Source organism: Actinocrispum sp. NPDC049592 (genome assembly GCF_040675465.1).
Classification (GTDB): Bacteria; Actinomycetota; Actinomycetes; order Mycobacteriales; family Pseudonocardiaceae; genus Kibdelosporangium.
On record NZ_JBFAPA010000009.1, the window covers coordinates 387,039 to 411,375 of the forward strand.

Sequence of the window (24,337 nt, forward strand, 5' to 3'; positions counted from 1 at the left end):
AGTCTGTGGGGGTGATGGCCGCCATGTCCAGAGCAACCAGGATGACTTGTGCGGTCATGGCCTCGCTGCAGGCGTCGCCATGGCGGGTGATGGACGAGCTGCGGGTGCTCGGCCGCGCCGGCGGCGGTGCGCAGGTGCGCGCCGACATCATCGGTGATGTCGACCCCTCGGTGCTGCGTGACCACATTCCCGGTGACCTGATCTACAGCCTGCGCTCCACGTCCGCCGGCGGGCTGTTCGCCGGCGGCATGGACCAGCGACGGCGGCGGCTGTTCCAGGCCGCCCGGCGCTACGACCTGATCGAGCTGGAGGGCGGCCGGGACACCACCCCCGAGATCCTGGCCGGGATCCCGCCGCACCGGCGGCTGATCTCCTGGCACGGCAACGGTCTGAGCCTGGCCGGCCTGATGGCCCGGTTCACCCGGCTGACCGCGGTGCCCGCCCGCCACTACCTGATGGTCCCGCACGCCTACACGCCCCAGCAGGCGTTGGCGCCCTTGCGGTTGCTGCGGTTGGTCAACCGCGACAACGTGACCGCGTTCAGCACCGGCGAGACCGGCGCATGTGGACGGATCCTCGGGCCCTGGCTGGGTGCGCCGATGGTGTTCGGCCAGATCGGCGGGAAGGCAGAGGAAGTCCCCACCGTCGAACGACTTCTGCGGGACTACCCGTTCCCGTCGTTGCCCGAGGTGCGCCGGCTGTACGGGATCGTGGGCCAGTCGGTGAACGCGTCCCTGTCTCCGCGCATGCACAACGACGCCTACCAGGCGCTCGGTCTGCCCGCACTGTTCCTGCCGATCGCGACCAAGGACTTCCTGCCCGCCTGGGAGGCCCTCACCGCCGGGTTCGAAGGGCTCGGGATGCCGATGGAAGGGGCCACGGTCGTGGCTCCCTACAAGGAATCCGCGCTCCGGCTCGCGGCGGTCACCACCGGGCCCGCCGGTCGCGCGGGCGCGGCGAACGTGCTCGTGCGCACCGAAGCCGGCTGGCGGGCGCACACCACCGATCCCATCGGCGTGGTCGGCGCGCTCGGCCGCGCCGGAGTCCGGCTGACCGGCCGCAAGACGGCGATCGTCGGGTGCGGCGGAGCCGGCCGCGGCGCGGCGGCCGGCTTGCTGCGCTTCGGTGTCACGCCCACGCTGGTCAACCGCGGCGCCGACCGGGGCGTGCGGGCGGCCCGCCTGCTCGGCCTGGACTACGTGCCGCTCAGCCGGTTCGTGCCGGCCGACTACTCGCTGATCGTGCACGCCACACCGGTCCGCGACGACCTGCTGTTCCCGGTCGCGCAGCTGGCCCGTGACGCGATCATCGTCGACCTGACCTACGGACGGCGGCCGACCGCGCTGGTCAGCGCCGCCCGGCGGCGGCACCTGCGCGTCATCGACGGCTGGGAGGTGCTGCGCATCGAGGTGGCGCGGCAGTTCCGGCTGATGACCGGGCACGCCATGCCACAGTCTCTCTCGCTGGAGAACGCGAAATGACAACGGACATCGACCGTGAGCCGCTGCTGCGCGAGCTCACGCCCCTGCTGGAGCAGTTCCGGCGGCGGGCCGACAAGTACGACCGGACCGCGACGTTCCCCGGGGAGAACTTCGACGACCTGTTCGCGGCCGGGCTGCACGCCCCGACCGTCCCGGTGTCGCACGGCGGCCTCGGGCTCGGCCCGGCCCAGGGCGACACCTACCCGTTGTGGCTCATGACAAAGCGCATGGCCGGAGCGGACCTGTCGTTCGCCCGGTGCTGGGAGGGGCACGTCAACTCCCTCGTGCTGATCGACGCGCTGGGCACCGAGGCACAGAAGGAACACTGGTTCGGCCGGGTACTGCGGCACGGCGACCGCTGGGTGGCCTGGAGCGGCGAACCGCAGGCGGCCAAGCCCGGCGAGAAACGCAAGTTCGGCACCACCGTCCGGCACCACGACGACGGCTGGATCGTCAGCGGTACCAAGGCTTTCGCCACCAGTGCCACCGGCGCCGACTGGGCGATCCTGCTGGTCAACATCGACGGGCCGGGCGGCGCCCGGCACGGTTCGCAGTCCGGCGTGCTGATGCTGGCCTGCGAGCTGGCCGACCGGACGATCTCGGTCGACCCGTCCTGGTGGGACCCGATCGGGATGCGCTCCACGGTCAGCCACGTGGTGCGGTTCGACGACACGTTCATCCCGGACAGCCACCGGATCGGTCAGCCGGGCGACTACCTGCGGCACGGCTGGCAGTCGGCGTTCATCCCGCACTACGCGGCCAGTTTCCTCGGCGCGGCGGAGGCCGCGTACAGCTACGCGGTCGACTACGTGCTGCGCCAGGGAAAGGCCACCGACCCGTATGTGCAGCACCGCGTCGGCGAGATGGTGGTCGCGATCGAGACCGGGGATCTGTTGCTGCGCAACGTGGCCGACCTCTGGGACCGGGGCAGGCGCGCCGAGGCGCAGCTGGCCGGGTCGCGGGCGCGGCACATGATGGAGCACATCGCCGTGCAGACCGTGGATCACTGCATCCGGGCCTGCGGCGCGCGCAGCCTGGTGCGCCCCAGCCCGGTCGAACGCATCTTCCGCGACCTGGCCTGCTACATCCGCCACGACAACGACGACCACATCCTGGCCACCATCGGCCGCGCGGCCCTCGACCAGCCCCATGATCTCTCTTTCTACAAGCCCTAGGGGCTTCTCGTCATTTTGGCCGGGTGACCGGCGATGTCATGTTTAGTTCGGGATCACAAGTTTCACCGGCGGCGGGCGGGGTCTTCGGGGCCGGACCGGGGTCTTCTCCGGGTCAGCGTGCTGGCCCGGCTCACCCCAGGGGCCCCGGGCAGAGGGATACCCGGGGGCGTTGTCCCGTCGTGCACCCCGGCGGACCCGCCGCGCCCAGGATGGATGGACGACGCTGGGGAGAGCGGGTTCCGGGCGCCGGCGCCCGGAACCCGCCGCACGGCTCAGCGAACCGGCACGTCAGCGTCCACAGTGGACGCGTCAAGGTCGCTCGTGCGGACCCGGACGGTGAGCCGCCAGACTCCCGGTGACGGCAGCGCGAACCGGTCGGCGACGTACTGACCGGCCGCGGTCTTGTTCAGTGGCACCGGCAACGCGGCGATCCCGGCGCTGGGCAGGCTCAGCTGCGCGGTCACCTCGGGCACGTCCCGGTTGATGCCCCGCTCGTCGCGGACGTTCACCACGACCTGGTTGTCGCCAGGGCGGGCCGGGGAAACCCAGACCTGCACATCGCCATTCCCGGGTATGTCCAGGGCGGACAGAAATGGCCCGGTGGAAACCGCCGCCGCCTGGGCCTGTTTCGGGTCCAGTTCGCCGGGCGGGGTGGCCACCAGGGCCGCGGTCAATCCGAGAACCACGACCGCTATCCCGGCCTCCGCAAGGACCGACCGGCGTAACCGCATTATCGTGCCGGATTTTCCGCCGTGTTCGGCCAGTCGCCGTTGTACCGCTGCCCGGGACATCGCGGCGAGCCACAACACCAGCCCGAATGCGCCGGCTTTGAAAACCACGAGGGTCACATATCGCGAACCGGAAAGCAGCCCGGACAGCCCGACTTCCCGAAGTGCCATCAGCGCGCCGGTTCCGGCCAGTACGGCCACCGAAATCATTGCCACACGCGAGAACCTGCTGAGCACTTCGGACGTTTCACCCGTCCGGTTCTTGCGCCCGGGGATCAGGACACATGCGACCAGGAACACCAAACCGCCCAGCCACAACGACATCGCGAGCAGGTGCAGGACGTCCATGACCAGCGCGAAGGGAACGAGGTCGCCCGCGACCGCGTGACCGCTCGCGCTCCACGTCGCCGCCAGCGCGACGCCGGTGGTGGCGAGCGGAACCACCTTGGTTTCCTTGCGGGTCAGCAGGAATGCGGCCACCGCGAGCACGATGATCCTGATCAGCACCAGGACGCCGAAACTCGTGGTCACCGTGTCCAGCAGCTGGCCCGGGTCGGCCACCGAGGCTATCGACGCGCCGCTGGCGTTGGCGCCCTGCAGCAAGATCACCGCGACCGAGGTGGAAGCCGCGGTCCACCACGCGGTTCGGACGATCCCGCGCAGTCTCCGGTCGGTGGCGCCGCCCGGCCAGCAGGCGAGCGCGAAGAACACGCCGCCGATCAGCAGCGCCACCGAACCGAACCCGAGCCAGCGGACCAGCCAGAACGCCACCGCGACAACGGGGTCCGAACCGGACTCGGCGCCGGCCCCGGCCAGTGGCGCGGCCTGCGCGTTGCCGACGCTGAACACGAAGGCGCCGTGCACGGGGTGCGAGTCGGCCGAGACCACCCGCCAGGTCACCGAATAGACGCCGTCGGTCAGGTCGTCCGGTAGCGGGAGACGGACTTTCGTGCCGTCCCCGGCCGGTTCCGCCTGCGCCGAACCGACCCGCTTGCCCCGCCCGTCGAGCAGCACCGTGCCGTCCCGGACGGGGCTCACCTTCTCGCTGAACCGCAGCACGACCTCGGCGGGCGCGGCGGCCAGGTGTTCCCCGTTCGACGGTGTGGTGCCGAGCAACTCGGCGTGGGCCAAGGCGTTGGGGGCCGCCGCGACCAGCAGCGCGGCCGCGGTCAGCCCCCCGAATACCAGTCTGTGCAACAGCCGGGTGCGCACACGTGCTCACTCCTCCAGCAGGCCGAGCTCGTGGGCGACCACCAGGGCGGCGGCCTTGCGGTGCACCCTGAGCTTGCGGAACAGGTTGCCTTGCAGGTTCTCCACGGTCCGCACGGAGATGCCAAGCAGCCGCGCCGTCTGCTTGGTGGTGTGCCCCTGTGCGATCGCGGCGAGGATCTCCTGCTCGCGCGGGGTGAGCGCGAGCTGCCAGCGGCGCCACTCGCCGCCCGGCGGCCCGAGCACCGACCGCGAGTAGGCCGCGCTGATCAGTACGTATCCCGCGTTCGCCGCCTCGACCGCGGGCGCGAGCAGATCGTCCACAAGGGACGCAGGCAGGACCGTGACGCCGGTGGCGACGGCCTGGGCCATCAGGTGCTGCTTGGGCTCCTCCGAGGTGATCACCACCAGCCTGCCCGCCTGGGTGCGCCAGCCCGCGGGCGGCGGGTCGATCAGCACGGTCACCGGCTGGATGGTGTCCGAATTGTCGTGATGACCATTCTCGGAGTTGTCCCGCGGATGCGGCACTTTTTCCCGGTCGACGATGACAATATGCTGCCGTTCCAAAGCCTTGCGGGCGCGCTCGGCGAGCGGGCCGTCGAATTTACGAAGATCGACCCGTAATCCGGGTCTTCGTTCGGGCGTTACGCCGTCCGGTCGTTGCGGTTGGGCTTGGGAGAGTAATCCGAGGCGGACCGCGCTGGCCGCCGCGTGCGCCTGGTTGTGCACGCCGAGCTTGTTGAAGATCCGCTGCTTGTGGTTCTCCACGGTGTGCGGGCTTATCCCGAGTTCCAAACCTATTTGCCTCGGTGGATAGCCGGCACAAACGAGGTAGAGCACTTCGAGTTCCCGCTGGGTCAGCGCGTCCCCGCCACCGCGCTTGGCCCGCGCGGTCTCGATCGCCGAACTGGGCGCGCGGATGGCCGCGAGCAGCGGTTCCAGCCCGCCCGAGTAGGGCACCAGCGCGCTGACACCCGCCTCATAAGCGCGAATCACGTGCGCTGTGGTGAGCGACTGGTGCAGCCCGATCATGCGCATCAGGCGGCCCGGCGGCAGGAGTAATGACACCAGGCGTTCGTTGCTCCACCTTGGTGCGTCTGCCTCGAACAATGCGACAGTTGGCCTACGTAGATCGCACAGCTGAATCAGCTCCGGCCCGGAGGCCGCGGTGCCCAGCATAGTGATATCGGGCTCGCGAGCCAGGTGAGCCGCGAGCATTTCGCGGAACAACCGGTTGTGATGCTGCAGGACAACACTGAGAACGGTTTCCACCATCGGCCGACCCCCGGTCCGTTCCCCCTTAAACCCATCATCGCACACTGACACGGTTAAGAGACAGTCCGGACAAAAATCCGGGACCGCTCCCACAATTGTGCACAAACAATCCGGACAAGCGTCCGTCAGGGTCTTGACAGAGCGTGGCCTTTCGCCTTGGTTGAAGCTGCAAATCATCCTCGATTCGTCGCACGGAGAACAGGCGAGGAGAAACTCCATGAAGCGATGGGCGGCAACGCTCACCCTGGCGGCCGCGACCCTGCTGGCCTCCGCCGTGACCCCGGCGGTGGCTGCGGACGCCACCATCGCCGGTATCACCGGCGCCGGCGTGCACAACGCCTACGACCAGGCCACCTTCCCCTGGCTGGTGGACGCCCTGGACTCGGGCGCGTCGATGCTGGAGCTGGACGTGTGGCAGAACTTCCTGGGCAACGGCCGCTACCAGGTGAGCCACGAACCCTGGGGCCCGGCCAACAACTGTTCGTCGGCCACGACCTACCCGGCGCTGCGGACCGGTTCACGAAACCAGAGCTTCCAGACGTGCCTGAACAACATCAGGCTGTGGCACGACCAGAACCCGAACCACCGTCCGGTGATCATCAAGCTGGAGGCCAAGAACGGCTACGACGGCCGGGGCGGCTACACCCCCGCCCGCCTCGACCAGATGATCGCCGGCGCATTGGGCGCCACGAACATCCTGAAGCCCGCTGACATCAAGGGAACCTACCCCACCCTCGACGCGGCGGTCCGGGCGAACAACTGGCCCGCCCGCGCCGACCTCAACGGCAAGTTCATGTTCCTGCTCATAACAGGTGCCTTCGAAGCCGGGAACCCCTTCGACCACTACCACACCCACCTGGAATACGCGGACTACCTCACAAGCCTGGGCAGCACCAACCTCAGCTCCGCGATGATGTTCCCCACCCCCAACGGCGCCACCTCAACGGACCCAAGGACGGGCGACATGGGCGGCACCCGCGCCCAGTGGTATGTGACCTTCGACGGAGACGCGAACAGCTGGTACAACGGCGACACAAGCTTCTTCACAGCAAACCACTACCTCCTGGTCTTCGCCGACGCCCAAAACGTCGCCCCCACAATCGACGGCCACAACCCAACGGTCCAACAAGGACAGGACAAGATCCGCCAGGTAGCAACAAAAGGCGCCACAATAGCCTCCAGCGACTGGACAAACCCCCAAATCCTCACCTACACAACCCCTCGCGGTTAACCAAAAACCCAACCCCACACCCATCACAACCAAACCCACCACAACCGCCGTCCCAGCCGCACATCCCCTTCGCGGCTGGGACGGCTGTACACCCGAGCTGTCCACCCCAGACACGCAACTCGTCCCATGTAGACAAGCCAACGCGCCTCAACGCGTGCCCGCACAACAGAGAGCGCCTTCGTGTCCTCTCCCTCCCGTATGGCCTGGGCGAAGCCGACCACATCTGTCAAGTGGGGCCGCCAAAACCAACGCCGGTCCGCCAACCCAAACCAACCCCGCTGGAAGCCATACGGACCGGCACTCCGCTGGAACCCAAGGCGGCCCCACTTGACTGATGTGGTCCCCTTGGGCAGGCCATACGGGAGGGAGAGGACACGCACCCAACCCACACACCCGGCGCAGCCGGGTGCAACCCGGCTCCCCCTCTTGGCGGCCTGCCGTCCGGCGAGGACATCTTTTCTTTAGAAGCCCACCTAGCAGCGAGCGCTTCTTCCACCCACCTGGCCTCCGGCCCCCGAATCCACCCTACAACCACCCACCGACAAAACCGCCCCCAACCCGAAGCCTACCCACAGGAAGCGAGCCGCTCCCAAAGACAGAACGCACCCCCGCAGCAAACCCGCCACCAGCCAGACTCTGCTCACAGCAGCAAACCCCTCACCCAGGCGAAAATCTGCCCCACAGCAGTGAACCCGCCACCGGTCACGCCCTGCCCCCAACAGCGAGCCCCCGCCCGCCCACAGCGGCAAGCCCGCCCAAGGCGCAAACCACCCACAGCCCGGCCGGGGCCGAGCCTGCCCCCACCCAGCCAGAGCCCGAGCCTGCCGACAGCCGAAACCTGCCGAGTCTCGAACCCAGACCAGAACCCGGCCCACAAGCGCGAACGCCAACAAGAATCCCCGCAGAAGCGCCCAAAGACAGAAAAATGGGGGTCTGGCACGGGCCCCCGCCTCGTGCCAGGCCCCCATTCCATCAGGGCGACATCAATGCCCGCGAACCCGCTGGATGGTGTCCCGATACCAGAGGGCGCTCTGCTTGAGGGTCCGTTGCTGGGTCTCGTAGTCAACGCGAACGATCCCGAACCGCTTCTCGTACCCGTAGGACCACTCGAAGTTGTCCATCAGGGACCAGGCGAAGTAACCCCGCACATCCGCGCCGGCTTGGCGGGCCTTGGCGACGGCGCCGATGTGCTGCTGGAAGTACGCTACGCGGTCGAAGTCCTCGACGAAGCCGGTGTCATCGGCCACGTCGTCGAACGCCGCTCCGTTCTCGGTGATCACCATCGGCAGGCCCGGGTAGTCCTGGGACAACCGCACCAGCAGCCTGGTGAACGAGTCCGGCACGATCTCCCACCCCATCGCGGTCACGGGGTTTCCTTGGGGGATCGAGCGTTCGATCGGGTTGCCGTCGGAGTCGCGGTCGTTCCCGTTCTCGTCGAGGCCCGAGAAGACGTGTCCACTGTAGAAGTTCACGCCGAGCACGTCGATCGGGGCCGAGATCACGCCGAGGTCGCCGGGCCGGACGGGGATCCGGATGCCCCGCGCGGCGAGGTCCTCCACGACGTCGGCGGGGTAACGCCCGTGCACCAACGGGTCCAGGTAGATCCGGGTGCCCAGGCCGTCCGCGCGCCTGGCCGCGGCACGGTCCACATCGGAGTCCGTCTCCGGGTCGGATGTGCCCATGTTCAACGTGATGCCGAGTTCGATCGGGCGTGGCGCCGCCGCCCGCATCCGCTGCGTCGCGAGGCCGTGGCCCAGCAACAGGTGGTGCACAGCGGAGATCGCCGCGGGCAGGTCCTGGCGGCCCGGTGCCTGGTTGCCGATGTAGTACCCGAGCATGGCCGAGCACCAGGGCTCGTTCAGCGTGGTCCAGGTCTGCACGCGGTCCTTTAACGCGTCGAACACGAGCATCGCGTAGTCCGCGAACCGGTAGGCCGTGTCCCGCACCGGCCACCCGCCCTCGTCCTCCAGCTCCTGCGGCAGGTCCCAGTGGTACAGGGTCACCCAGGGGTCGATGCCCTTGCCCAGCAGTTCGTCCACCAGCCGGTCGTAGAACGCCATTCCCGCGGTGTTCACCGGGCCACGGCCGCCCGGCTGCACCCGGGGCCACGCGACCGAGAACCGGTAGGTGTCCACCCCCAGCGACCGGATCACGTCCACGTCCTGCGGCATCCGGTGGTAGTGGTCGCAGGCCACATCGCCGTTCTCCATGTTGTGCACCATGCCGGGGGTACGGCAGTAGGTGTCCCAGATGGAGGCTGTCCGGCCGTCCTCGTCGTACGCGCCTTCGATCTGGTAGGCCGAAGTCGCCACACCCCACCGAAAGGACGCCGGCAGGCTGTCGATCGGATCGGCACTCTCACTGGTCTCGGTACCGGTTCCGACAGCAGGTGCGGTGATTTCCATATGTCTCCTCTTGAGAGTCAGAACCTCAGTGGATGGGATGCAGCCAGCACGCCACCGTGCGGTTGACGATGGGGTGGTGGCCGACGTCACCGGTGGCGTCCGGCCGGTCGAGGTCCTTCGGAACTCCCAGCACCGGCAGGTCGGTCGCACACGGTTCGAATGCCCTCGGGCATCGAGGATGGAACGCGCAGCCTGGCGGCATCGCCCGCAGATCCGGCGGCGACCCCGGTATGCCGGTCAGTTCGCGACGCGGCCCACGCAACGCGGGGAACGAGTGCAGCAGGCCATCGCTGTAGGGGTGCAGCGAGTCGCGGTAGAGGTCCGCGGCCGGGGCCTCCTCGACGATCCGGCCGCCGTACATGATCGCGATCCGGTCGGAGAACTCGACCAGCAGCGAGAGGTCGTGCGTGATGAACAGCACCGAGAAGCCCAGGTTCTCGCGCAGCTCGATCAGCTGGCCGAGGATCTGGCGCTGGATCACCACGTCCAGCGCCGTGGTCGGCTCATCCATGATCACGATCCGCGGGTCGAGCGCGAGCGCCATCCCGATCATCACGCGCTGGCGCATGCCGCCGGACAGCTGGTGGGGGTACGCGTCCAGCCGGTCGGCCGAGATCCCGACCAGCGACAGCATCTCCTTGGCACGGTCCAAACGGGACCGCGGGCTGCTGCCGGGGTCGTGCGCCTTGATCACGTCGGTCATCTGGGTGGAGATCTTGTGCACCGGGTTGAGCGAGTTCATCGCGCCCTGGAACACGATGGCCGTCTCGGCCCAGCGGAACCTGCGCAGCTGCGCGTCGGTCATCCGCAGGATGTCCGAGGTCTCACCGTTGTCCCCGTGGTAGATCACCTCACCACCGGCGATCACCCCGGGCGGTGGCAGCAGCCGCGTCAGTCCATATGCGAGGGTCGACTTGCCCGAGCCGCTTTCCCCGGCCAGGCCGAGAACCTCGCCGCGGTGCAGCGTGATGTTCACGTCCTGCACGGCGTGGACAGCGTTGTCACCCAGGCCGTAGTCGACGTCGAGGTTGCGCACCTCCAGCACGGCGTCACTCATAGCGAGTCGTCCTTCCGCCCAAAGCCGAGCACCGGCGTGAAACCGACCCGCATCCGGACCTTGTGACCGTCCACAGTGCGCACGGTGGTCTTGCCACTGCCGCGCAGGCGCGGGCTGACGAACTCGTCGATGCCGAAGTTCAGCAGCGACAAAGCCGTGCCCAGCAAGGCGATCGCCAGACCGGCCGGCACGAACCACCACCAAGCGCCCTGTGCCAGCGCCTGCTGGCCCTGCGCCCAGAACAGGATCGTGCCCCAGTTCCAGCTGTCGCCGCTGGTGTTGACGCCGATGAACGCCAGGGTGATCTCCGAGGTGACCGCGAAGATGACCGTGCCGATGAAGTTCGACGCGATCACCGCGGTCAGGTTCGGCATGATCTCGAACAGGATGATCCGCCAGGTCGACTCACCGGTCGCACGGGCCGCTTCGACATAGTCCCTGCGGCGCAACGACAATGTCTGCGCCCGGAGCACCCGTGCGCCCCATGCCCAGGAAGTCAGGCCGATCACCAGGGCGATCGTGATGTCCCCGGTCTGCGGCAGGATCGACGTGATGATGATGATCAACGGCAGCGCCGGGATCACCAGGAACACATTGGACAGTGCCGACAGGCTTTCCGCGCCGGTACCCGACAGGTATCCCGAGGTGACGCCGATCAGCAGGGACAGGATCGAGGCGACCACACCGGCGAGCAGGCCGACCAGGATCACGCTGCGCGTGCCGGACAGCAGCTGACTCAGGATGTCCTGGCCCAGGTGCGTGGTGCCCAGCCAGTGCGCCGCCGAGGGTGGCCCGACCAGCTCGTTGGACCGGGCGGACGGGTTGTACGGCGAGATCCACGGCCCGATGACGGCCAGCACCACGAAGATGCCCATCATCGTCAGGCCGATGGCGGCCTTGGGGTTGGCCACGAACCGCAGGCGGCGGCGTTTCGGCACCGACTGGACGGTCACCGGCGTCGCGGCGACGGCCGCTGGGGTTGCCATGCCTCAGCCCTCCCTTCGCGTGCGCGGGTCGAGCAGCATGTACGCCAGGTCGGCGACGAAGTTGGCCAGCAGCACCGACAGTGTGATGATCAGGAAGATGCCCTGCATCAGCGGGTAGTCCTTGGTGCCGACCGCCTGGAAGAGCTGGTAGCCCAGGCCCGGGTAGGAGAACACGATCTCCACCAGCAGCGTGCCGCCCACGATGAAGCCGAGCGACAGGGCGAACCCGGACACGTTGGGCAGCAGGGCGTTGCGCGCCGCGTACCCGACCATGACGCGTCTTTCCGGCAGTCCCTTGGCATGCGCCACGGTCACGTAGTCCTCGGAGGCCACGGTGACCATCATGTTGCGCATGCTGAGGATCCAGCCGGCCATCGAGGAGATCAGGATGGTGATCGCGGGCAGGATGCTGTGCTGGATCGCGCTGCCGATGAACTCCCAGGTCCAGCTGGGCACCACGCCGGTGTCGAACCCGCCGCTGGCCGGGAAGAAGCTGTCCGGCCCGGTGAGCAGGGCGATCGCGATCAGGCCTAGCCAGAAGTACGGGATGGACGACAGGAACGTCGTCACCGGGATGACCGCGTCCACCCAGGAGCCGCGCCGCCAGCCGGCCAGCGTGCCCAGCGTGGTGCCGATCAGGAACCCGATCACCGTGGTGATGCCGACCAGCAGCAGTGTCCACGGCAGGCTCTGGCCGATCACCTCGGACACTTCGCTGGGGAAGAAGGTGAACGAGACGCCGAGGTTGCCGTGGAACAGCTGGCCCCAGTACTTGAAGTACTGCGAGATCAGCGACTCGTTCTTGTCCAGTCCGAACAGCACGTACAGCGCGTTGACGGCGTCACTGGTCATCTGGCCGCGCATGCGCGTGATCAGCGCCTGCACCGGGTCGCCCGGGATCAGCCGGGGGATGAAGAAGTTGATCGTGATCGCGGCCCAGGCGGTGAACAGGTAGAAGACGACGCGCTTGACGAGGTAGCTCACAAGACCTCCTCGTCCGGAACGGCCACCGAGGACTCCACAGTGGACGGTTCAACGGATTTGCCGTCATACAGCCAGCACGCGGCGAAGTGCCCGTCGCCGTCGCCGATCTCGAACCGCGGCGGGAGATCGGTGCGGCACCGGTCCATCACGTGCGGGCAGCGCGGGTGGAACCGGCAGCCCTTGGGCGGGTTGATCAGGCTGGGCGGTTCACCGGTGCCCCGGTCCTTGTCGCTCGCCCTGCCCCCCGCGATCTGGTCGGGGTCCGGCGCCGAGTCGATCAGCAGCTGCGTGTACGGGTGCGCCGGGCGCTGGGTCACCGTCTCGCTGTCGCCGCCCTCGACCACCCGGCCGGCGTACATCACCATGGTCTCGTCGGCGAAGTAGCGCGCCGAGGCGATGTCGTGGGTGATGTACAGGATCGCCAGGTGCAGGCGTTCCTTGAGGTCCTTCAACAGGTTCAGCACGCCGAGCCGGATGGAGACGTCCAACATGGACACCGGCTCGTCGGCCAGCAGCGCCTCCGGGTCGGCACCGAGCGCCCTGGCGATGGCCACGCGCTGGCGCTGACCACCGGACAGCTCGTGCGGGAACTTGTCGACATAGCGCTCCGGCGGCGTCAGCTGCACGCGAGTCAGCAGATCCGCCAACGCCTTCTCGAGGTCCTCGCTCGTCTTCCCGGCCCGGCCGTGGATCTTCAGCGCCCGGGTCAGGTGGTAGCGCACGGTGTGCACCGGGTTGAGCGACGCGAACGGGTCCTGGAAGATCATCTGGACCCGGCGCGAGTACTCCCGGAACCGCCGGCCGCCCTTGACCGCGGTCGACTTGCCGTGCAACCGGATGTCGCCACCGGTGCGCGGGTAGAGCTGCGCCAGCAGACGGGCCACAGTGGACTTCCCCGAGCCGGATTCCCCGACCAGCGCGGTGACCCGGCCCCGCCGCAGCGTGAGGCTGACGTCGTCGACGGCCTGCACGCTGCGCGCGACCCTGGACAGCAGCTCCCGGCCGCGCTTGCGGACCGGGAAGTGCTTGGTCAGGCCATCGGCCTCCAAGACCACCTCGGTGGTCTCGGAGGCCGCCTGGCGTGTACTGCTCGCCGTCATGAGGTGGCGGGCTTCAAATGGCTGATGATGTCCAACGCGTTCTCCAGCGTCGGCTGGGCGGGAGCGTACTGGTTGGAGTCGTCCGGCCAGCCGATCCAGTTCTTCGTGGAGTACTCGCCACCCGCGTTGGCCGCCGAGGTGATGATGACCGGCATCTGCTCGACCATGATCTTCTGCAGCGTGTTCATCGCGGCGGTACGAGTGGTCTCGTCGGCGGCGTTGGCGTAGTCGTTGAGCGCCTTGGTCGCGTCCGCGCTCTCGAACCGGCCGTAGTTGCCGTTGATGCCACCGGTGCCGACCGGCTTGTACAGCGCACCGTCCATGATGGACTGGTAGATGTCGTACGGCGTGGCACCGTTGTTGGTCCAGTGCATCGCGCCCTGGAAGTCACCGGTGTCCAGCGCCTTGGTCCACGCGTCGGCGTTGGTGTTGTTGGTGGTCACCGCGATACCGATCTTGGACATGTTGTCCTTGATGATCTCGAGGTCGGTGACGTAGTCGGTCCAGCCGTTGGGCACGCCCAGCGTGATCGCGACCGGCTTGCCGCCGGGGTCGGCCAGCTTGTCGCCGTTGAACTTGAACCCGTTGTCGGTCAGCAGCTTCTTGGCGCCGTCGACGTCGACCGTGACCTTCTTGTCCTTGTACTCCGGGGCGATGAACTTCTCGCCTGCCGGGGTCGGGATGCCCGTGATGTTGTCGACCTTCGGGTAGAAGTAGCCGGCCTCACCCTGGGTGAAGATGTCGTCCCGGTTGACCACCATGTTGACCGCGCGGCGCAGGACCGGGTTGTCCCACGGGGCGACCTTGGTGTTGAACCACAGGCCGTGGATGCCCAGCACCGGCGGGAACCAGAGCTTGTAGTGCGCCGGGTCCTTGCTGGTGTAGACCGCCTGGTAGTTCGGGATGAACACGAAGCTCCACTCGGCCTGCCCGGTGGCCAGGGCGGTGGTCTGCGCCTGGTTGTCGGTGTAGGAGGTGTAGCGGATCTCCTTGACCGCCGGGGCGTCCTGCCAGTAGCCGTCGCGGGCCACCACGGTCACCGTCTGCGGGGTGAACGACTTGAGCGTGAACGGCCCGCTGCCGACCGGGTTCTTGACCGTCTCGGTGGCCGGGTTGGCGTAGGTCGACCAGACGTGCTTGGGCACGATGAACTGCTCGAGGATCTTCTTCTGGTAGACGAACTGCGAGCTGTCGAAGCCCAGCGTGACCTGGTTGCCCGAGGCCGAGATGTCCTTGTACTTCACGCTGTCGGTGTTGATGCCGGGGTTGTCCCGCAGCAGCTGGAACGTGTAGGCCACGTCGTCACCGGTCAGCGCCTGCCCGTCGGACCACTTCACGTTGTCCCGGATGGTGAACACGATCTTCTTGTAGTTGTCCGACCACTCCCACTTCGTGGCCAGCCACGGCTTGGTGTTGTCGGTCGCCTTCACCTCGTTGTACATGACGAGGGGCTCGTAGATCACACGCGCGTATCCCAAGGAGCGGGACGCCGAGGTGTTGAGGAACGGGTTGTTGTTCTCCGTCTGCGGGCCGTTGGGCATGCCGACGTTCAACACGGTGGTGGCGCTCTTGGAGTTGCTGCCGGCGCCGCCGCTGCCACTGCTGCTACAGGCGGCGATGCTGGCCATCGACAGGATGCCAGCGAGGGCTAAGGCGGCGGTGCGCGTAGCTCGCATGGATCCTCCTTCGTGGTCGTTGAAGACGGTCGTGAGAGCGATTACATGGTGGTGGGACAAGGCTCTCTTGGGCAAGGTCTGGCTTTGATGGGCCGAGTCAACCCCGTGGCGGACGTCACGTCAATAACGGCGCGGTTACGAAACCACCCTAAATTTAAGGCGTGAAGTAACGCTCTACTTGATCGAGCCAGTGACCAGGTCGATCCGCCAGTAGCGCTGCAGCGAGAGGAACAGTGCCACGACCGGCACGATCGACAACAATGTGCCAGTGATGACGAGCGAGTACAGCGAAGCCTCGGCCGCCCCGTGGCGTAACAGGCTGTACAGGCCGACGGTCACCGGGAACTGGCTGTCGGAGGTGAGCATCACGAACGGCAGCAGGAAGTTGTTCCAGATGACGATGAACTGCAGCAGGAACACCGTGACCAGGCCGGGAGCCATCAGCCGCAGGCCGATCGAGGTGAACAGCCGGAACTCCGAACACCCGTCCAGCCTGCCCGCCTCCAGCATCGAGTCGGGCACCGAGGCGGCCGCGTAGATCCGGCACAGGTAGATGCCGTACGGGTTGAACAGCTGTGGCAGAAGTACGCCGGCGAAGCTGTCGGTCAGGCCGGCCTTCGACAGCAGCAGGTACTGCGGGATCGCCAGCACGATCTGCGGCAGCAGCACGCCGGCCAGGATGGTGTTGAACAGGGCGTCGCGCCCGCGGAAGACGTATTTGGCCAACGCATATCCCGACGCGGCGGACACCAGAGAGGCGATCACCCCACCAACGGTCGCGTACAGGAAGCTGTTGAGCATCCAGCGCCAGAAGATGCCGCCCTGGTAGGCGGTCAGGTCCCGGATGTTGTGCAGGATGCCCGCGCCGAAGGACGGCAGGTAGGTGGCCGTGGCGAACAGCTCGGCCGGCGACTTCGTTGCCGCGACCAGGATCCACAGCGTCGGCGCGACGCAGTAGATCGCCCCCAGGACCAGGCCCGCGGTGGGCAGCCAGGCGACCCGCCTCATCGCGCCCCCCGCCGCACGACCCGGGCCGCGACGACCGACACGATCAGCGCCGCCAGCGTGTAGAGCACCGACGTCGCCGCCGCGCTGTAGAGGTCGGAGTCCACAAAGGCGTCCTTGTAGATCTTCATCAACGGCGTCCACTCGGACGAGATGGCGTTGCTCAACGGGCGCAACGTGAAGGGTTCGTTCAGCAGCTGCAGTGCGGCCAGAACGCTGAAGATCGAACACATCACGATGGCCGGGCGAACCAGCGGGACCTTGATGCGCAGCGCCATCCAGAACTCCGAGCAGCCGTCCAGCCGGGCCGCCTCGTAGACCTCCGGCGGGATGGACCGCAGGGCGGTGAAGATGACGATCATGTTGAACCCGACCGCCGCCCACACCGCGATGTTGGCCACCGAGAAGAACACCGAGACCGAGCCGAAGAAGTCCACGCCCTTGACCGGGCTGGTGGCCGGCAGGTACAGGAACCCCCACAGCAGGGTGGCGATCACGCCGGGCACGGCGTAGGGCAGGAAAATCGCAAGACGGCTGAACCTCGCCAGCCGCGTGCGCGGAACGTCCAGCAGCAGCGCGAAAAGCAGCGCCAGCCCGACGGTCACGCTGACCGTGACCACCCCGACGATGAGCATCCGCAGCACGCTGCCCAGCAGCTCCGGGTCCCCCAGCGCCTCGGTGTAGTTGTCCAGCCCGACGAACACCACCTTGCTGCCCGCGGCCAGCAGCCCGCCGCTGACCTTGCGCGCCTGGAAGCTCAGCACGAGGGCGTAGATTCCAGGCGCGACAACGAACAGCAGGAACAGCAGGACCGCGGGCGCAACGAGGAAGTAGGGCAGACCCTTCGATTTCCTCATGCCTGCCCTTTAGTTGAGCGTGAAGCCGAGCTTCTTCATGTCGGTGACGGTGGCATTCTGCATGGCGTCCAGCGCTCCCGCGAACGGAGTACCGCCCTGCATCGCCTTGCCGAACGAGTCGGTGTAGCTGGCGAAGGTGACCGTCACGTTCGGACCCCACATCTGGAAGCTGCGGGCGCCCGGCGCTGCCTGCTTGACCAGCTCGTAGTAGTCGGTCTGGTTGGGCAGGAACGGCGGCGGGGTCTTGAGCACCGGCAGCGAGCGGCCACTGGTGCTGGCCGGGTAGACGTTGATGTTCTGGATCTGCGCGGTGACCGCCTCGGCGTTGGTGTTCAGCCAGGACACGAACTTCGCGGCCTCGGCCGGGTGCTTGGAGTCGGTGGTCACGGTGATCGCCGAACCGCCCCAGATGCCGGTGTTCTTGTCGCCCGCGGTCCAGACCGGCAGCGCAGCGGCGGCCCACTTGCCGGCGGTGTCCGGCGCGATGCCCTTGAACTGCGCGGGCGCCCACGCCCCGGAGATCCAGGTGACGATGGTGCCGTCGTTCATCTGCTTGTTCCACTGCGGCGAGAACGACGGTCCTTTGTCGACGGCCCCGGCCTTGACCAGGTCCTCCCAGTACTGGGCGACCTTTTTGGACGGTCCGCCGTTGATGTCGACCGTCCACTTGTCACCCGAGGTGGTCCACCAGTCCGCGCCCGCCTGCTGGACCAGCCCGGCGAACCAGCCGGGGTCGGCGGCGTCGAAGTTCGTCATGAACAGGTTGGGCGCTTTGGCCTTCAGCGCCTTCGCGGTCTGCGCGTACTCGTCCCACGTCTTGGGCACGGTCAGGCCCTGCGCCTGGAAGACGTCTGTGCGATAGAACAGCATCAGCGGGGCCACGTCCTGCGGGACGCCGTAGACCTTGCCCTCGAACCTGGTGGCCTTGAGGGTCGGCTCGTCGAAGTCCTTCACCGTGTCCTGTGTGTACTCGGTGATGTCACGGACCACGCCACCGGCCACCAGCGCGGGCAGCGACTGGTACTCGACCTTGGCGATGTCCGGGCCGTTGCGGGCCTCGTGCGCGGTGACCATCTTGTTCACCAGCTGGTCGCCGCCCGCCGGGTTGGTCAGCGTGACGTGCAGGTCCGGGTTGGCCTTGTTCCAGATGTCGACGACCTTGTCCATGTTGGGGTCCCAGCCCCAGAAGCTCAGCTCGGCCTTGCCGCCGGCCGGGGCGGGCGCGCCGCTGCCGGCGTCATCGCTTGCGCTGCAGGCCGTGGCCGCGAGGGCGACCGCCACCACCGCGGCGGCGAGTCTCCGTTGACTCTTGCTCATGATGCTCTTCTCCTTGGTGACCGCGACACTACCGCGTTCGGGCTGCCCACTCCGGAAGGGACAAGGGGGTGCGCTGCAGGCCGATCCACTGGCGCCTGGTGAACCCGGGCATCTGGTTCTCCGCACCGTGCCGGGCGTGCGCGTCGTTGACGTGCACCTCGCCGGCCCGCAGCTGTTCCGCGACACGCATGCCGCGCATGAGATCCGCGCTGAAGACCGAGTTCATCAACATGGGGTAGCCGTTGACGAGCTCGACCGCCTCCCGCTCACTGTCCACAACGGTCACCGGGATCACCGGTCCGAAGATCTCCTGGGAGAACGCCGGCATCTGCGGCGTGACGTCCACCAGCACCGTCGGCCGGTAGAACAGGCCGTCGTAGGTCCCGCCGCTGACCACCCGGGCGCCCATCCGCACCGACGGCTCGACGATCTGCTTGTGCACCCGGTCGCGCTGCTTCTCGCTGATCAGCGGGCCGAGGTCGGTTCCGTCGGCGAACGGGTCCCCCACGGTCAACGCGTCGGCGCGCTTGGTCAGAGCGTCCACATAGGCGTCCGCGACCTCGCGCAGCACGATGTGCCTGCTGGCGCTGATGCAGGTCTGGCCCTGGAACTCCAGCGAGGCGATCATCGCGCAGGACGCGGCCAGTTCGAGGTCGGCGTCGTCCAGCACGACGAAGGCGTTGCTGCCGCCCAGTTCCAGCCGGATCTGGCGGAGTGAGCCCGCGGTGGCCTCGGCGATCCGCACGCCGATCTCGCGTGAACCGGTGAAGTCCATCAGGTCAAGGCCCGGATGCGTGGCCAGCGGCCAGCCCGCGGCCTCGCCGTCGCCGGTGACCACGTTGAACACTCCCGGCGGGAACCCGGCCTCGTGCACGGCTTTCGCCAGGACGTGCCCGCCGATGACCGGGGTCAGCTCGGCGGGCTTGAGCACCACCGTGTTGCCGAACGCCAGCGCCGGCGCGACCGCGCGCATGGCCAGGTTCATCGGGTAGTTCCACGGCGTGATCAGGCCGATCACACCCAGCGGCACGGCACGGGACAGGGAGAGCTTGCCCGCCTTGTACGGCGGCAGGATGTCGCCGGCGTTCTCGGTCGCCTGCACCGCGGAGATCGCCAGCTGGCGGATCGCCGTGCCGACCTCGTCCTCGGCCTTGGCCCGCACGCCACCGGTCTCGCGCATGCTCTGCGCGAGCAGCTCCTCGTAGTTGTCCTGCAGGACCGCGGCGAACTTCAGCAGCAGGGCGGACCGGTCCGGAGCGGCCAGTGCGGCCCACCCTGCCTGAGCCGCACGGGCTGCTGCGACGGCCCGGTCCACGTCTTCCTGCTCGCCCAGCGCGTACGTGCCGATCTGTTGTCCGGTGGCCTTGGCCAGCACCGGCGCGGTCCGGCCGCGAGCCGCCGGACCGAACGATCCGTCGATGTAGAGCTGGGCGTCCTCGGTCAGCATACGCACTCCGTTCGAGACTTAGTACACGACTTAAGGTAAGTCTCGAACGGTCGAGCGTCAACGATCTCTTCGGACTGTTATCTCTTCGGTCAGGCCGGACGGGCGCCGGTGGCCAGCAGCCGCACGACGGGGAGGGTGGCCGCGCCCATCGCGACCTCCTCGCTGCCGAGCTGGCCCAGCTCGACCTCGGTCTGCACGAACAGGTACGGCAGCGCGTGCCGCCGCACCGTCTCGCGCACCGCGGGCAGGATCGCCGGACCCAGCACCGCACTCACCCAGCCGGACAGCACCACCCGGTCCGGGCTGAGCAGGTTCACCAGGTTGGCGACCCCGATGCCCAGGTACTCCGCCGTCTCCGCGACGGCCTCGCGCGCCGCCTTGCTGGTGGCGGACTTCGCGACCAGTTCGGCCATTCTGGACTCGGTGTCGTCGGCGTCGAACTTCTTGCCGTACCGCTCGAGGATCGCCTCCGCACCGATGTACGCCTCAAGGCAGCCACGGGATCCACATCGGCACGCTTCGCCACCGACCTGTACGACCGTATGGCCCCATTCGCTCGTCGTGCTGGTGGCAAGCCGGTAGGAATCGGACCCGGTGGCCACCGCGGCGCCGACGCCCACACCCAGCAACGCGATCACCGCGCGGTCGGCGTCCCGGCCCGCGCCGCGCCACATCTCCGCCTGGCCAAGGGTTCTCGCGCAGTTGTCGACGTACAGCGGCGCCTCGATGTGCGGGCGCAGCATCGGCACCAGCGGCACCCCGGCCCACTGCAGCGTCGGCGCGTAGACCAGGCCGTCCGACCGGACCGCGCCCGGCACGCCGACCCCGACACCCAGCAGATCCGCCGGATCCGTGCCATCGGTGACCGCCGTGATGCCGTCGATCACCAGCCGCGCAACGGATTCCGGTTCGAGGTGGGTGTCCGCTATGGGGTAGGTGGCCAGCTTGAGCGTTTCCAGCGTGCAGTCGAACAGGCCGACCTGCACGTGCGTCTCGCCGATGTCCACGCCGACGACCTGAGCGAAGTCGCCGCGCACCCGCAGCAGCGTGCGCGGGCGGCCGCCGTCCGAGTCGACCGAGCCGGCCTCCGCGACCATGCCGTCGTTGATAAGGTCGGAGATGACATTGGACACGGTCGCCGAGCTCAGCCCGGACGCGTGCATCAGCTCCAGCCTGCTGCCCGGCCCGTGCAGGTAGAGTCTCGACAACAGCGCGGACCTGTTGTGCCTACGCAGGTCGCGCGTCGTCTGCTGGACAGGCCTGAGCATGTTACGGATTGTGCCACGCGAGTCCATCACCAGCCCCGCGGGTTACTTGAAAATTTAATTTATGGCATGCGTTTAGGCTGGTAAGGCATGCTGTGCGTGGCGGTACGACGGACAGAGGGGTAGCCATGCCAGCCAAGCGCACCACGGTGCGGGATCTGCGCCGCCACAACCGGTCCACGCTGCTGTCCAAGTTGTTCTTCGACGGCCCGCTGTCCCGGCACGAGCTGAGCCAGCTGACCGGCCTGTCCGCGGCCACCGTCTCCAACGTCACCGGCGAGCTGGTCGACGAGCGGCTGATCATCGAGGCGGGCCTGGTCGAGTCGGACGGCGGCAGGCCGCGGGTGCTGCTGCGGGTGGATCCGGCCTACGGCCATGTGATCGGCATCGACGTCGGCGAGACCGGCGTCAAGGTGGAGCTGTTCGACCTGGCGATGAACCGGCTCGGCGCGGTGGACCACCCGGTCACCAGTGGTCTGGACCCTGAGACCGTGGTCGCGCAGATCGCCTCCGGGGTGGCCGAGGTGCTCGCCGAGGCCGGCGTCGAGGAGCGCACGGTGCTCGGCATCGGGGTCGGCGTGCCCGGCACGGTGGACCAGACCAAGCCGGTCGTGGTGCACGCGCAGACCATCGGCTGGGAGGGCGTGGCGATCGAGGAACTCCTGCGTGCCAGCGGGATCACGCTGCCGCTGTTCTTCGACAACGGCGCGAAGACCCAGGGCCAGGCGGAGATGTGGTTCGGCGCCGGCCGGGGCGCGCGGCACGCGGTGATCGCGCTGATCGGGTCCGGCGTCGGCGCCTCGGTGATCACCGACGGGACCACCTATCGCGGATCCACCAGCAGCGCCGGTGAATGGGGTCATACGACGATCGTCTACAACGGCCGGTTGTGCCGGTGTGGCTCGCACGGTTGCCTGGAGGCGTACGTCGGTGCCGAGGGCATCCTCGACCGGTACCGCAAAGCCCGTGGTGGCAAGGACATTCCGGGGACCGATGAACAGTCCCAGCTGGACGCCATGGTCGCGGCGGCCGTGCGGAACAAGACCGCGGCGAAGGTGCTCGAGGAGACCGCGGGCTACCTGGGCGCGGGTATCGCGAACCTGATCAACCTGTTCAACCCGGAGCGGATCGTGCTCGGCGGCTGGGCCGGCCTGGCCATCGGCGGCCGCCTGCTGCCGGGGATTCGTCAAGCGGCGCAAGCACATGCACTGCGCCACCCGTACGGCGTGACGTCGATCGAGCTGTGCCAGCTCGGCCCCGACGCCGTCGCGGTCGGCGCCGCGACCCTTCCCGTGGCCGCACTTCTCGCCGAGGGCGGCGATCCCAGGGAAAATACGGCTGCCGCATAAGCAGGTTTGCGTCACCCAGGGTTACATGATCATCTTGGCCTAGGTGGACCGGCTTCCGGCCGGTCCACTCAGGCCTCCCCTGCCGGAGGTCTCACCCCCGCGGGCAATGCTCCAGTTCGTCCACTGTAGACACAGCAGTTCAGACCAATCGCCGTCTTCACCGGCGATTGGCTTGTGCTGCCCGTCACACGCAGGAAACACCCCCGGGTGTGCGCCCGTCAAGGGCGACACCGGAGCACCAGCCCCGTTTTGAAACAGGATCTCGCAGGTCACCGCCTTGTTCTCGTCTTTATTCGAGGTTAAAATAATGTCCCCTCATGGCCGGTTGACCAGGCCCGGCATGGCAAGGTATTGCCGCCCTGGTCTAGACCATGCATACTGCTGATCGGTACCCGGAACCGGTACCGGACACGACGAACCCCACCCCATCAGTACCCACACCAATCGCCGCTACGGCGCTTGGAAGCGCTCTCGCCGGGGCGAGTGGCCCCTGCACTGCCACTCGCCCCGGACCCCCTGCACGAGAGGTGACAACGATGTCCTTCCGCCTTACCCGGCGGACTCGGGCGGGCGTGGCGTTATCCGCCGCGCTCCTGCTCGGTTCCATGCTGACCGGCGCGGTCAGCAGCACGGCTTCCGCAAGCCCCGCCGCCGATGTGGGGATCCTCGCGACCACGTTCGCCGACGAGTTCAACGGTCCGGCCGGCAGCGCGCCGGACGGCAGCAAGTGGAACCTCGAGACCGGCGACAACGTGAACAACCACGAGCGCCAGTACTACACCAACCGCACCAGCAACGCGGCCATGGACGGCCAGGGCAACCTGGTGATCACCGCGCGCCGGGAGAACCCGGGCAACTACAACTGCTGGTACGGCCGGTGCGAGTACACCTCGGCGCGGTTGAACACCGCGGGCAAGTTCTCCCAGACCTACGGCCACTTCGAGACCCGCCTGAAGATGTCCTACGGGCAGGGCATGTGGCCGGCGTTCTGGATGCTCGGCGGCGGCAACTGGCCGGCCGACGGTGAGATCGACGTGATGGAGAACGTCGGTTTCGAGCCGAACACCGTGCACGGCACCATCCACGGCCCCGGTTACTCGGGCGCGGGCGGGATCGGCGCGGCCTACAACGGCCCGCGGTTCGCCGACGGCTTCCACACCTTCGCGGTGGACTGGTCGCCGAACAAGATCGTGTGGTCGGTGGACGGCAACGTCTACGAGACCCGTACCCCGGCGGATCTGAACGGCAACCGCTGGGTGTACGACCACCCGTTCTTCATCATCCTGAACCTGGCGGTCGGCGGCTACTGGCCGGGCGACCCCAACAGCAGTACGCCGATGCCCAACACCCTGACCATCGACTACGTCCGGGTGACCAACTCGTCGAGCGCTCCTCCAGGCGGTGGCGGCCGGATCACCGGACTGGCCGGCAAGTGCGTGGACGTCGCCGGCGCGAACAACGCCAACGGCACCGCGGTGCAGCTCTACGACTGCAACGGAACCGCTGCCCAGCAGTGGAGCCGTAGCGGCAACGCGTTCCAGGCACTGGGCAAGTGCATGGACGTGTCCGGCGGTGGCACCGCCAACGGGACACCCGTCCAGCTCTGGGACTGCAACGGTTCCGGCGCGCAACAGTGGGCCGTCAGCGGTGCCGGGGACATCGTCAACATCCAGGCCAACAAGTGCCTTGACGTCACCGGCAACAACTCGGCCAACGGGACCAGGCTGCAGATCTGGGACTGTTCGGGCGGGGCGAACCAGAAGTGGTCCGTCAGCTAGGTGACCTACCCC

The 24,337-nt window shown here is 67.8% G+C and carries 18 protein-coding genes; 5 read left to right on the plus strand and 13 right to left on the minus strand.

Translation table 11 applies throughout. From position 1 onward, the window contains the following. Positions 1–23: 23 nt before the first annotated feature. Positions 24–1,481, plus strand: coding sequence for a type I 3-dehydroquinate dehydratase (locus tag AB0J95_RS24730; protein WP_364762081.1), 1,458 nt, complete (start codon positions 24–26; stop codon positions 1,479–1,481). Beyond that, complete coding sequence (locus tag AB0J95_RS24735; RefSeq protein WP_364762084.1) at positions 1,478–2,656, plus strand: acyl-CoA dehydrogenase family protein; 1,179 nt, start codon at positions 1,478–1,480, stop codon at positions 2,654–2,656. The genes AB0J95_RS24730 and AB0J95_RS24735 overlap by 4 nt, the downstream gene beginning before the upstream one ends. Before the next feature lie 272 nt (positions 2,657–2,928). Here the strand turns inward: AB0J95_RS24735 and AB0J95_RS24740 are convergent, their stop codons facing one another. Together AB0J95_RS24740 and AB0J95_RS24745 are read right to left on the minus strand one after the other, a co-directional pair. After that, on the minus strand, positions 2,929–4,596 hold the full coding sequence (locus tag AB0J95_RS24740) for a copper resistance protein CopC (protein WP_364762087.1): 1,668 nt from the start codon (positions 4,594–4,596) through the stop codon (positions 2,929–2,931). A 6-nt stretch (positions 4,597–4,602) separates the two neighbouring features. Next, entirely contained in the window at positions 4,603–5,661 is a 1,059-nt protein-coding gene (locus AB0J95_RS24745) for a LuxR C-terminal-related transcriptional regulator (RefSeq protein WP_364762090.1), read from the minus strand. Between the two features lie 424 nt (positions 5,662–6,085). On the opposite strand from AB0J95_RS24745, the gene AB0J95_RS24750 reads away from it, so the two are divergent. After that, entirely contained in the window at positions 6,086–7,099 is a 1,014-nt protein-coding gene (locus tag AB0J95_RS24750) for a phosphatidylinositol-specific phospholipase C domain-containing protein (RefSeq protein ID WP_364762093.1), read from the plus strand. A gap of 983 nt (positions 7,100–8,082) precedes the next feature. On the opposite strand, the gene AB0J95_RS24755 is transcribed toward AB0J95_RS24750, so the two are convergent. The 11 genes from AB0J95_RS24755 to AB0J95_RS24805 form a co-directional block, all read right to left on the minus strand. Beyond that, entirely contained in the window at positions 8,083–9,504 is a 1,422-nt protein-coding gene (locus AB0J95_RS24755; protein WP_364762096.1) for a GH1 family beta-glucosidase, read from the minus strand. Between the two features lie 25 nt (positions 9,505–9,529). Continuing rightward, positions 9,530–10,561, minus strand: coding sequence for an ABC transporter ATP-binding protein (locus tag AB0J95_RS24760; protein ID WP_364762099.1), 1,032 nt, complete (start codon positions 10,559–10,561; stop codon positions 9,530–9,532). Next, a complete protein-coding gene (locus AB0J95_RS24765) occupies positions 10,558–11,547 on the minus strand; it encodes an ABC transporter permease (RefSeq protein ID WP_364762101.1) in 990 nt (329 codons plus the stop codon). The genes AB0J95_RS24760 and AB0J95_RS24765 overlap by 4 nt, the downstream gene beginning before the upstream one ends. Positions 11,548–11,550: 3 nt before the next feature. After that, positions 11,551–12,531 (minus strand): ABC transporter permease, encoded by a 981-nt coding sequence (locus AB0J95_RS24770; protein ID WP_364762103.1) that lies wholly within the window; start codon positions 12,529–12,531, stop codon positions 11,551–11,553. Beyond that, on the minus strand, positions 12,528–13,631 hold the full coding sequence (locus tag AB0J95_RS24775) for an ABC transporter ATP-binding protein (protein WP_364762105.1): 1,104 nt from the start codon (positions 13,629–13,631) through the stop codon (positions 12,528–12,530). Before AB0J95_RS24775 ends, AB0J95_RS24770 begins: the two co-directional genes overlap by 4 nt. Beyond that, entirely contained in the window at positions 13,628–15,307 is a 1,680-nt protein-coding gene (locus tag AB0J95_RS24780) for an ABC transporter substrate-binding protein (RefSeq protein ID WP_364762107.1), read from the minus strand. Before AB0J95_RS24780 ends, AB0J95_RS24775 begins: the two co-directional genes overlap by 4 nt. Positions 15,308–15,481: 174 nt before the next feature. Next, the gene (locus AB0J95_RS24785) at positions 15,482–16,315 is read right to left on the minus strand and encodes a carbohydrate ABC transporter permease (protein ID WP_364762109.1); all 834 of its coding nucleotides are present in this window, start codon (positions 16,313–16,315) and stop codon (positions 15,482–15,484) included. After that, positions 16,312–17,169: a sugar ABC transporter permease gene (locus tag AB0J95_RS24790; RefSeq protein WP_364762111.1), complete on the minus strand. Its 858-nt coding sequence runs from the start codon at positions 17,167–17,169 to the stop codon at positions 16,312–16,314. The genes AB0J95_RS24785 and AB0J95_RS24790 overlap by 4 nt, the downstream gene beginning before the upstream one ends. Before the next feature lie 9 nt (positions 17,170–17,178). Beyond that, the gene (locus AB0J95_RS24795; protein WP_364762114.1) at positions 17,179–18,486 is read right to left on the minus strand and encodes a sugar ABC transporter substrate-binding protein; all 1,308 of its coding nucleotides are present in this window, start codon (positions 18,484–18,486) and stop codon (positions 17,179–17,181) included. A 28-nt stretch (positions 18,487–18,514) separates the two neighbouring features. After that, the gene (locus AB0J95_RS24800) at positions 18,515–19,933 is read right to left on the minus strand and encodes an aldehyde dehydrogenase family protein (protein ID WP_364762117.1); all 1,419 of its coding nucleotides are present in this window, start codon (positions 19,931–19,933) and stop codon (positions 18,515–18,517) included. An 89-nt stretch (positions 19,934–20,022) separates the two neighbouring features. Continuing rightward, positions 20,023–21,201 (minus strand): ROK family protein, encoded by a 1,179-nt coding sequence (locus AB0J95_RS24805; protein WP_364762120.1) that lies wholly within the window; start codon positions 21,199–21,201, stop codon positions 20,023–20,025. Between the two features lie 125 nt (positions 21,202–21,326). Between AB0J95_RS24805 and AB0J95_RS24810 the strand changes: the two genes are divergently transcribed. Continuing rightward, positions 21,327–22,547 carry an ROK family transcriptional regulator gene (locus AB0J95_RS24810; RefSeq protein WP_364762123.1) on the plus strand — a complete coding sequence of 407 codons (1,221 nt, stop codon included), beginning with the start codon at positions 21,327–21,329 and terminating at the stop codon, positions 22,545–22,547. Between the two features lie 536 nt (positions 22,548–23,083). Further along, positions 23,084–24,325, plus strand: a complete 1,242-nt coding sequence (locus AB0J95_RS24815) for a family 16 glycosylhydrolase (RefSeq protein WP_364762126.1) — start codon at positions 23,084–23,086, stop codon at positions 24,323–24,325. Positions 24,326–24,337 lie beyond the last annotated feature (12 nt).

Bases quoted from the DNA above. Each gene is read 5' to 3' on its own strand.
- AB0J95_RS24815 (WP_364762126.1), top strand. From the start codon at position 23,084: ATGTCCTTCCGCCTTACCCGGCGGACTCGGGCGGGCGTGGCGTTATCC.
- AB0J95_RS24790 (WP_364762111.1), bottom strand. From the start codon at position 17,169: ATGAGGAAATCGAAGGGTCTGCCCTACTTCCTCGTTGCGCCCGCGGTC.
- AB0J95_RS24775 (WP_364762105.1), bottom strand. From the start codon at position 13,631: ATGACGGCGAGCAGTACACGCCAGGCGGCCTCCGAGACCACCGAGGTG.
- AB0J95_RS24810 (WP_364762123.1), top strand. From the start codon at position 21,327: ATGCCAGCCAAGCGCACCACGGTGCGGGATCTGCGCCGCCACAACCGG.
- AB0J95_RS24735 (WP_364762084.1), top strand. From the start codon at position 1,478: ATGACAACGGACATCGACCGTGAGCCGCTGCTGCGCGAGCTCACGCCC.
- AB0J95_RS24730 (WP_364762081.1), top strand. From the start codon at position 24: ATGTCCAGAGCAACCAGGATGACTTGTGCGGTCATGGCCTCGCTGCAG.
- AB0J95_RS24800 (WP_364762117.1), bottom strand. From the start codon at position 19,933: ATGCTGACCGAGGACGCCCAGCTCTACATCGACGGATCGTTCGGTCCG.
- AB0J95_RS24755 (WP_364762096.1), bottom strand. From the start codon at position 9,504: ATGGAAATCACCGCACCTGCTGTCGGAACCGGTACCGAGACCAGTGAG.
- AB0J95_RS24765 (WP_364762101.1), bottom strand. From the start codon at position 11,547: ATGGCAACCCCAGCGGCCGTCGCCGCGACGCCGGTGACCGTCCAGTCG.
- AB0J95_RS24805 (WP_364762120.1), bottom strand. From the start codon at position 21,201: ATGCTCAGGCCTGTCCAGCAGACGACGCGCGACCTGCGTAGGCACAAC.
- AB0J95_RS24760 (WP_364762099.1), bottom strand. From the start codon at position 10,561: ATGAGTGACGCCGTGCTGGAGGTGCGCAACCTCGACGTCGACTACGGC.
- AB0J95_RS24785 (WP_364762109.1), bottom strand. From the start codon at position 16,315: ATGAGGCGGGTCGCCTGGCTGCCCACCGCGGGCCTGGTCCTGGGGGCG.
- AB0J95_RS24795 (WP_364762114.1), bottom strand. From the start codon at position 18,486: ATGAGCAAGAGTCAACGGAGACTCGCCGCCGCGGTGGTGGCGGTCGCC.
- AB0J95_RS24780 (WP_364762107.1), bottom strand. From the start codon at position 15,307: ATGCGAGCTACGCGCACCGCCGCCTTAGCCCTCGCTGGCATCCTGTCG.
- AB0J95_RS24750 (WP_364762093.1), top strand. From the start codon at position 6,086: ATGAAGCGATGGGCGGCAACGCTCACCCTGGCGGCCGCGACCCTGCTG.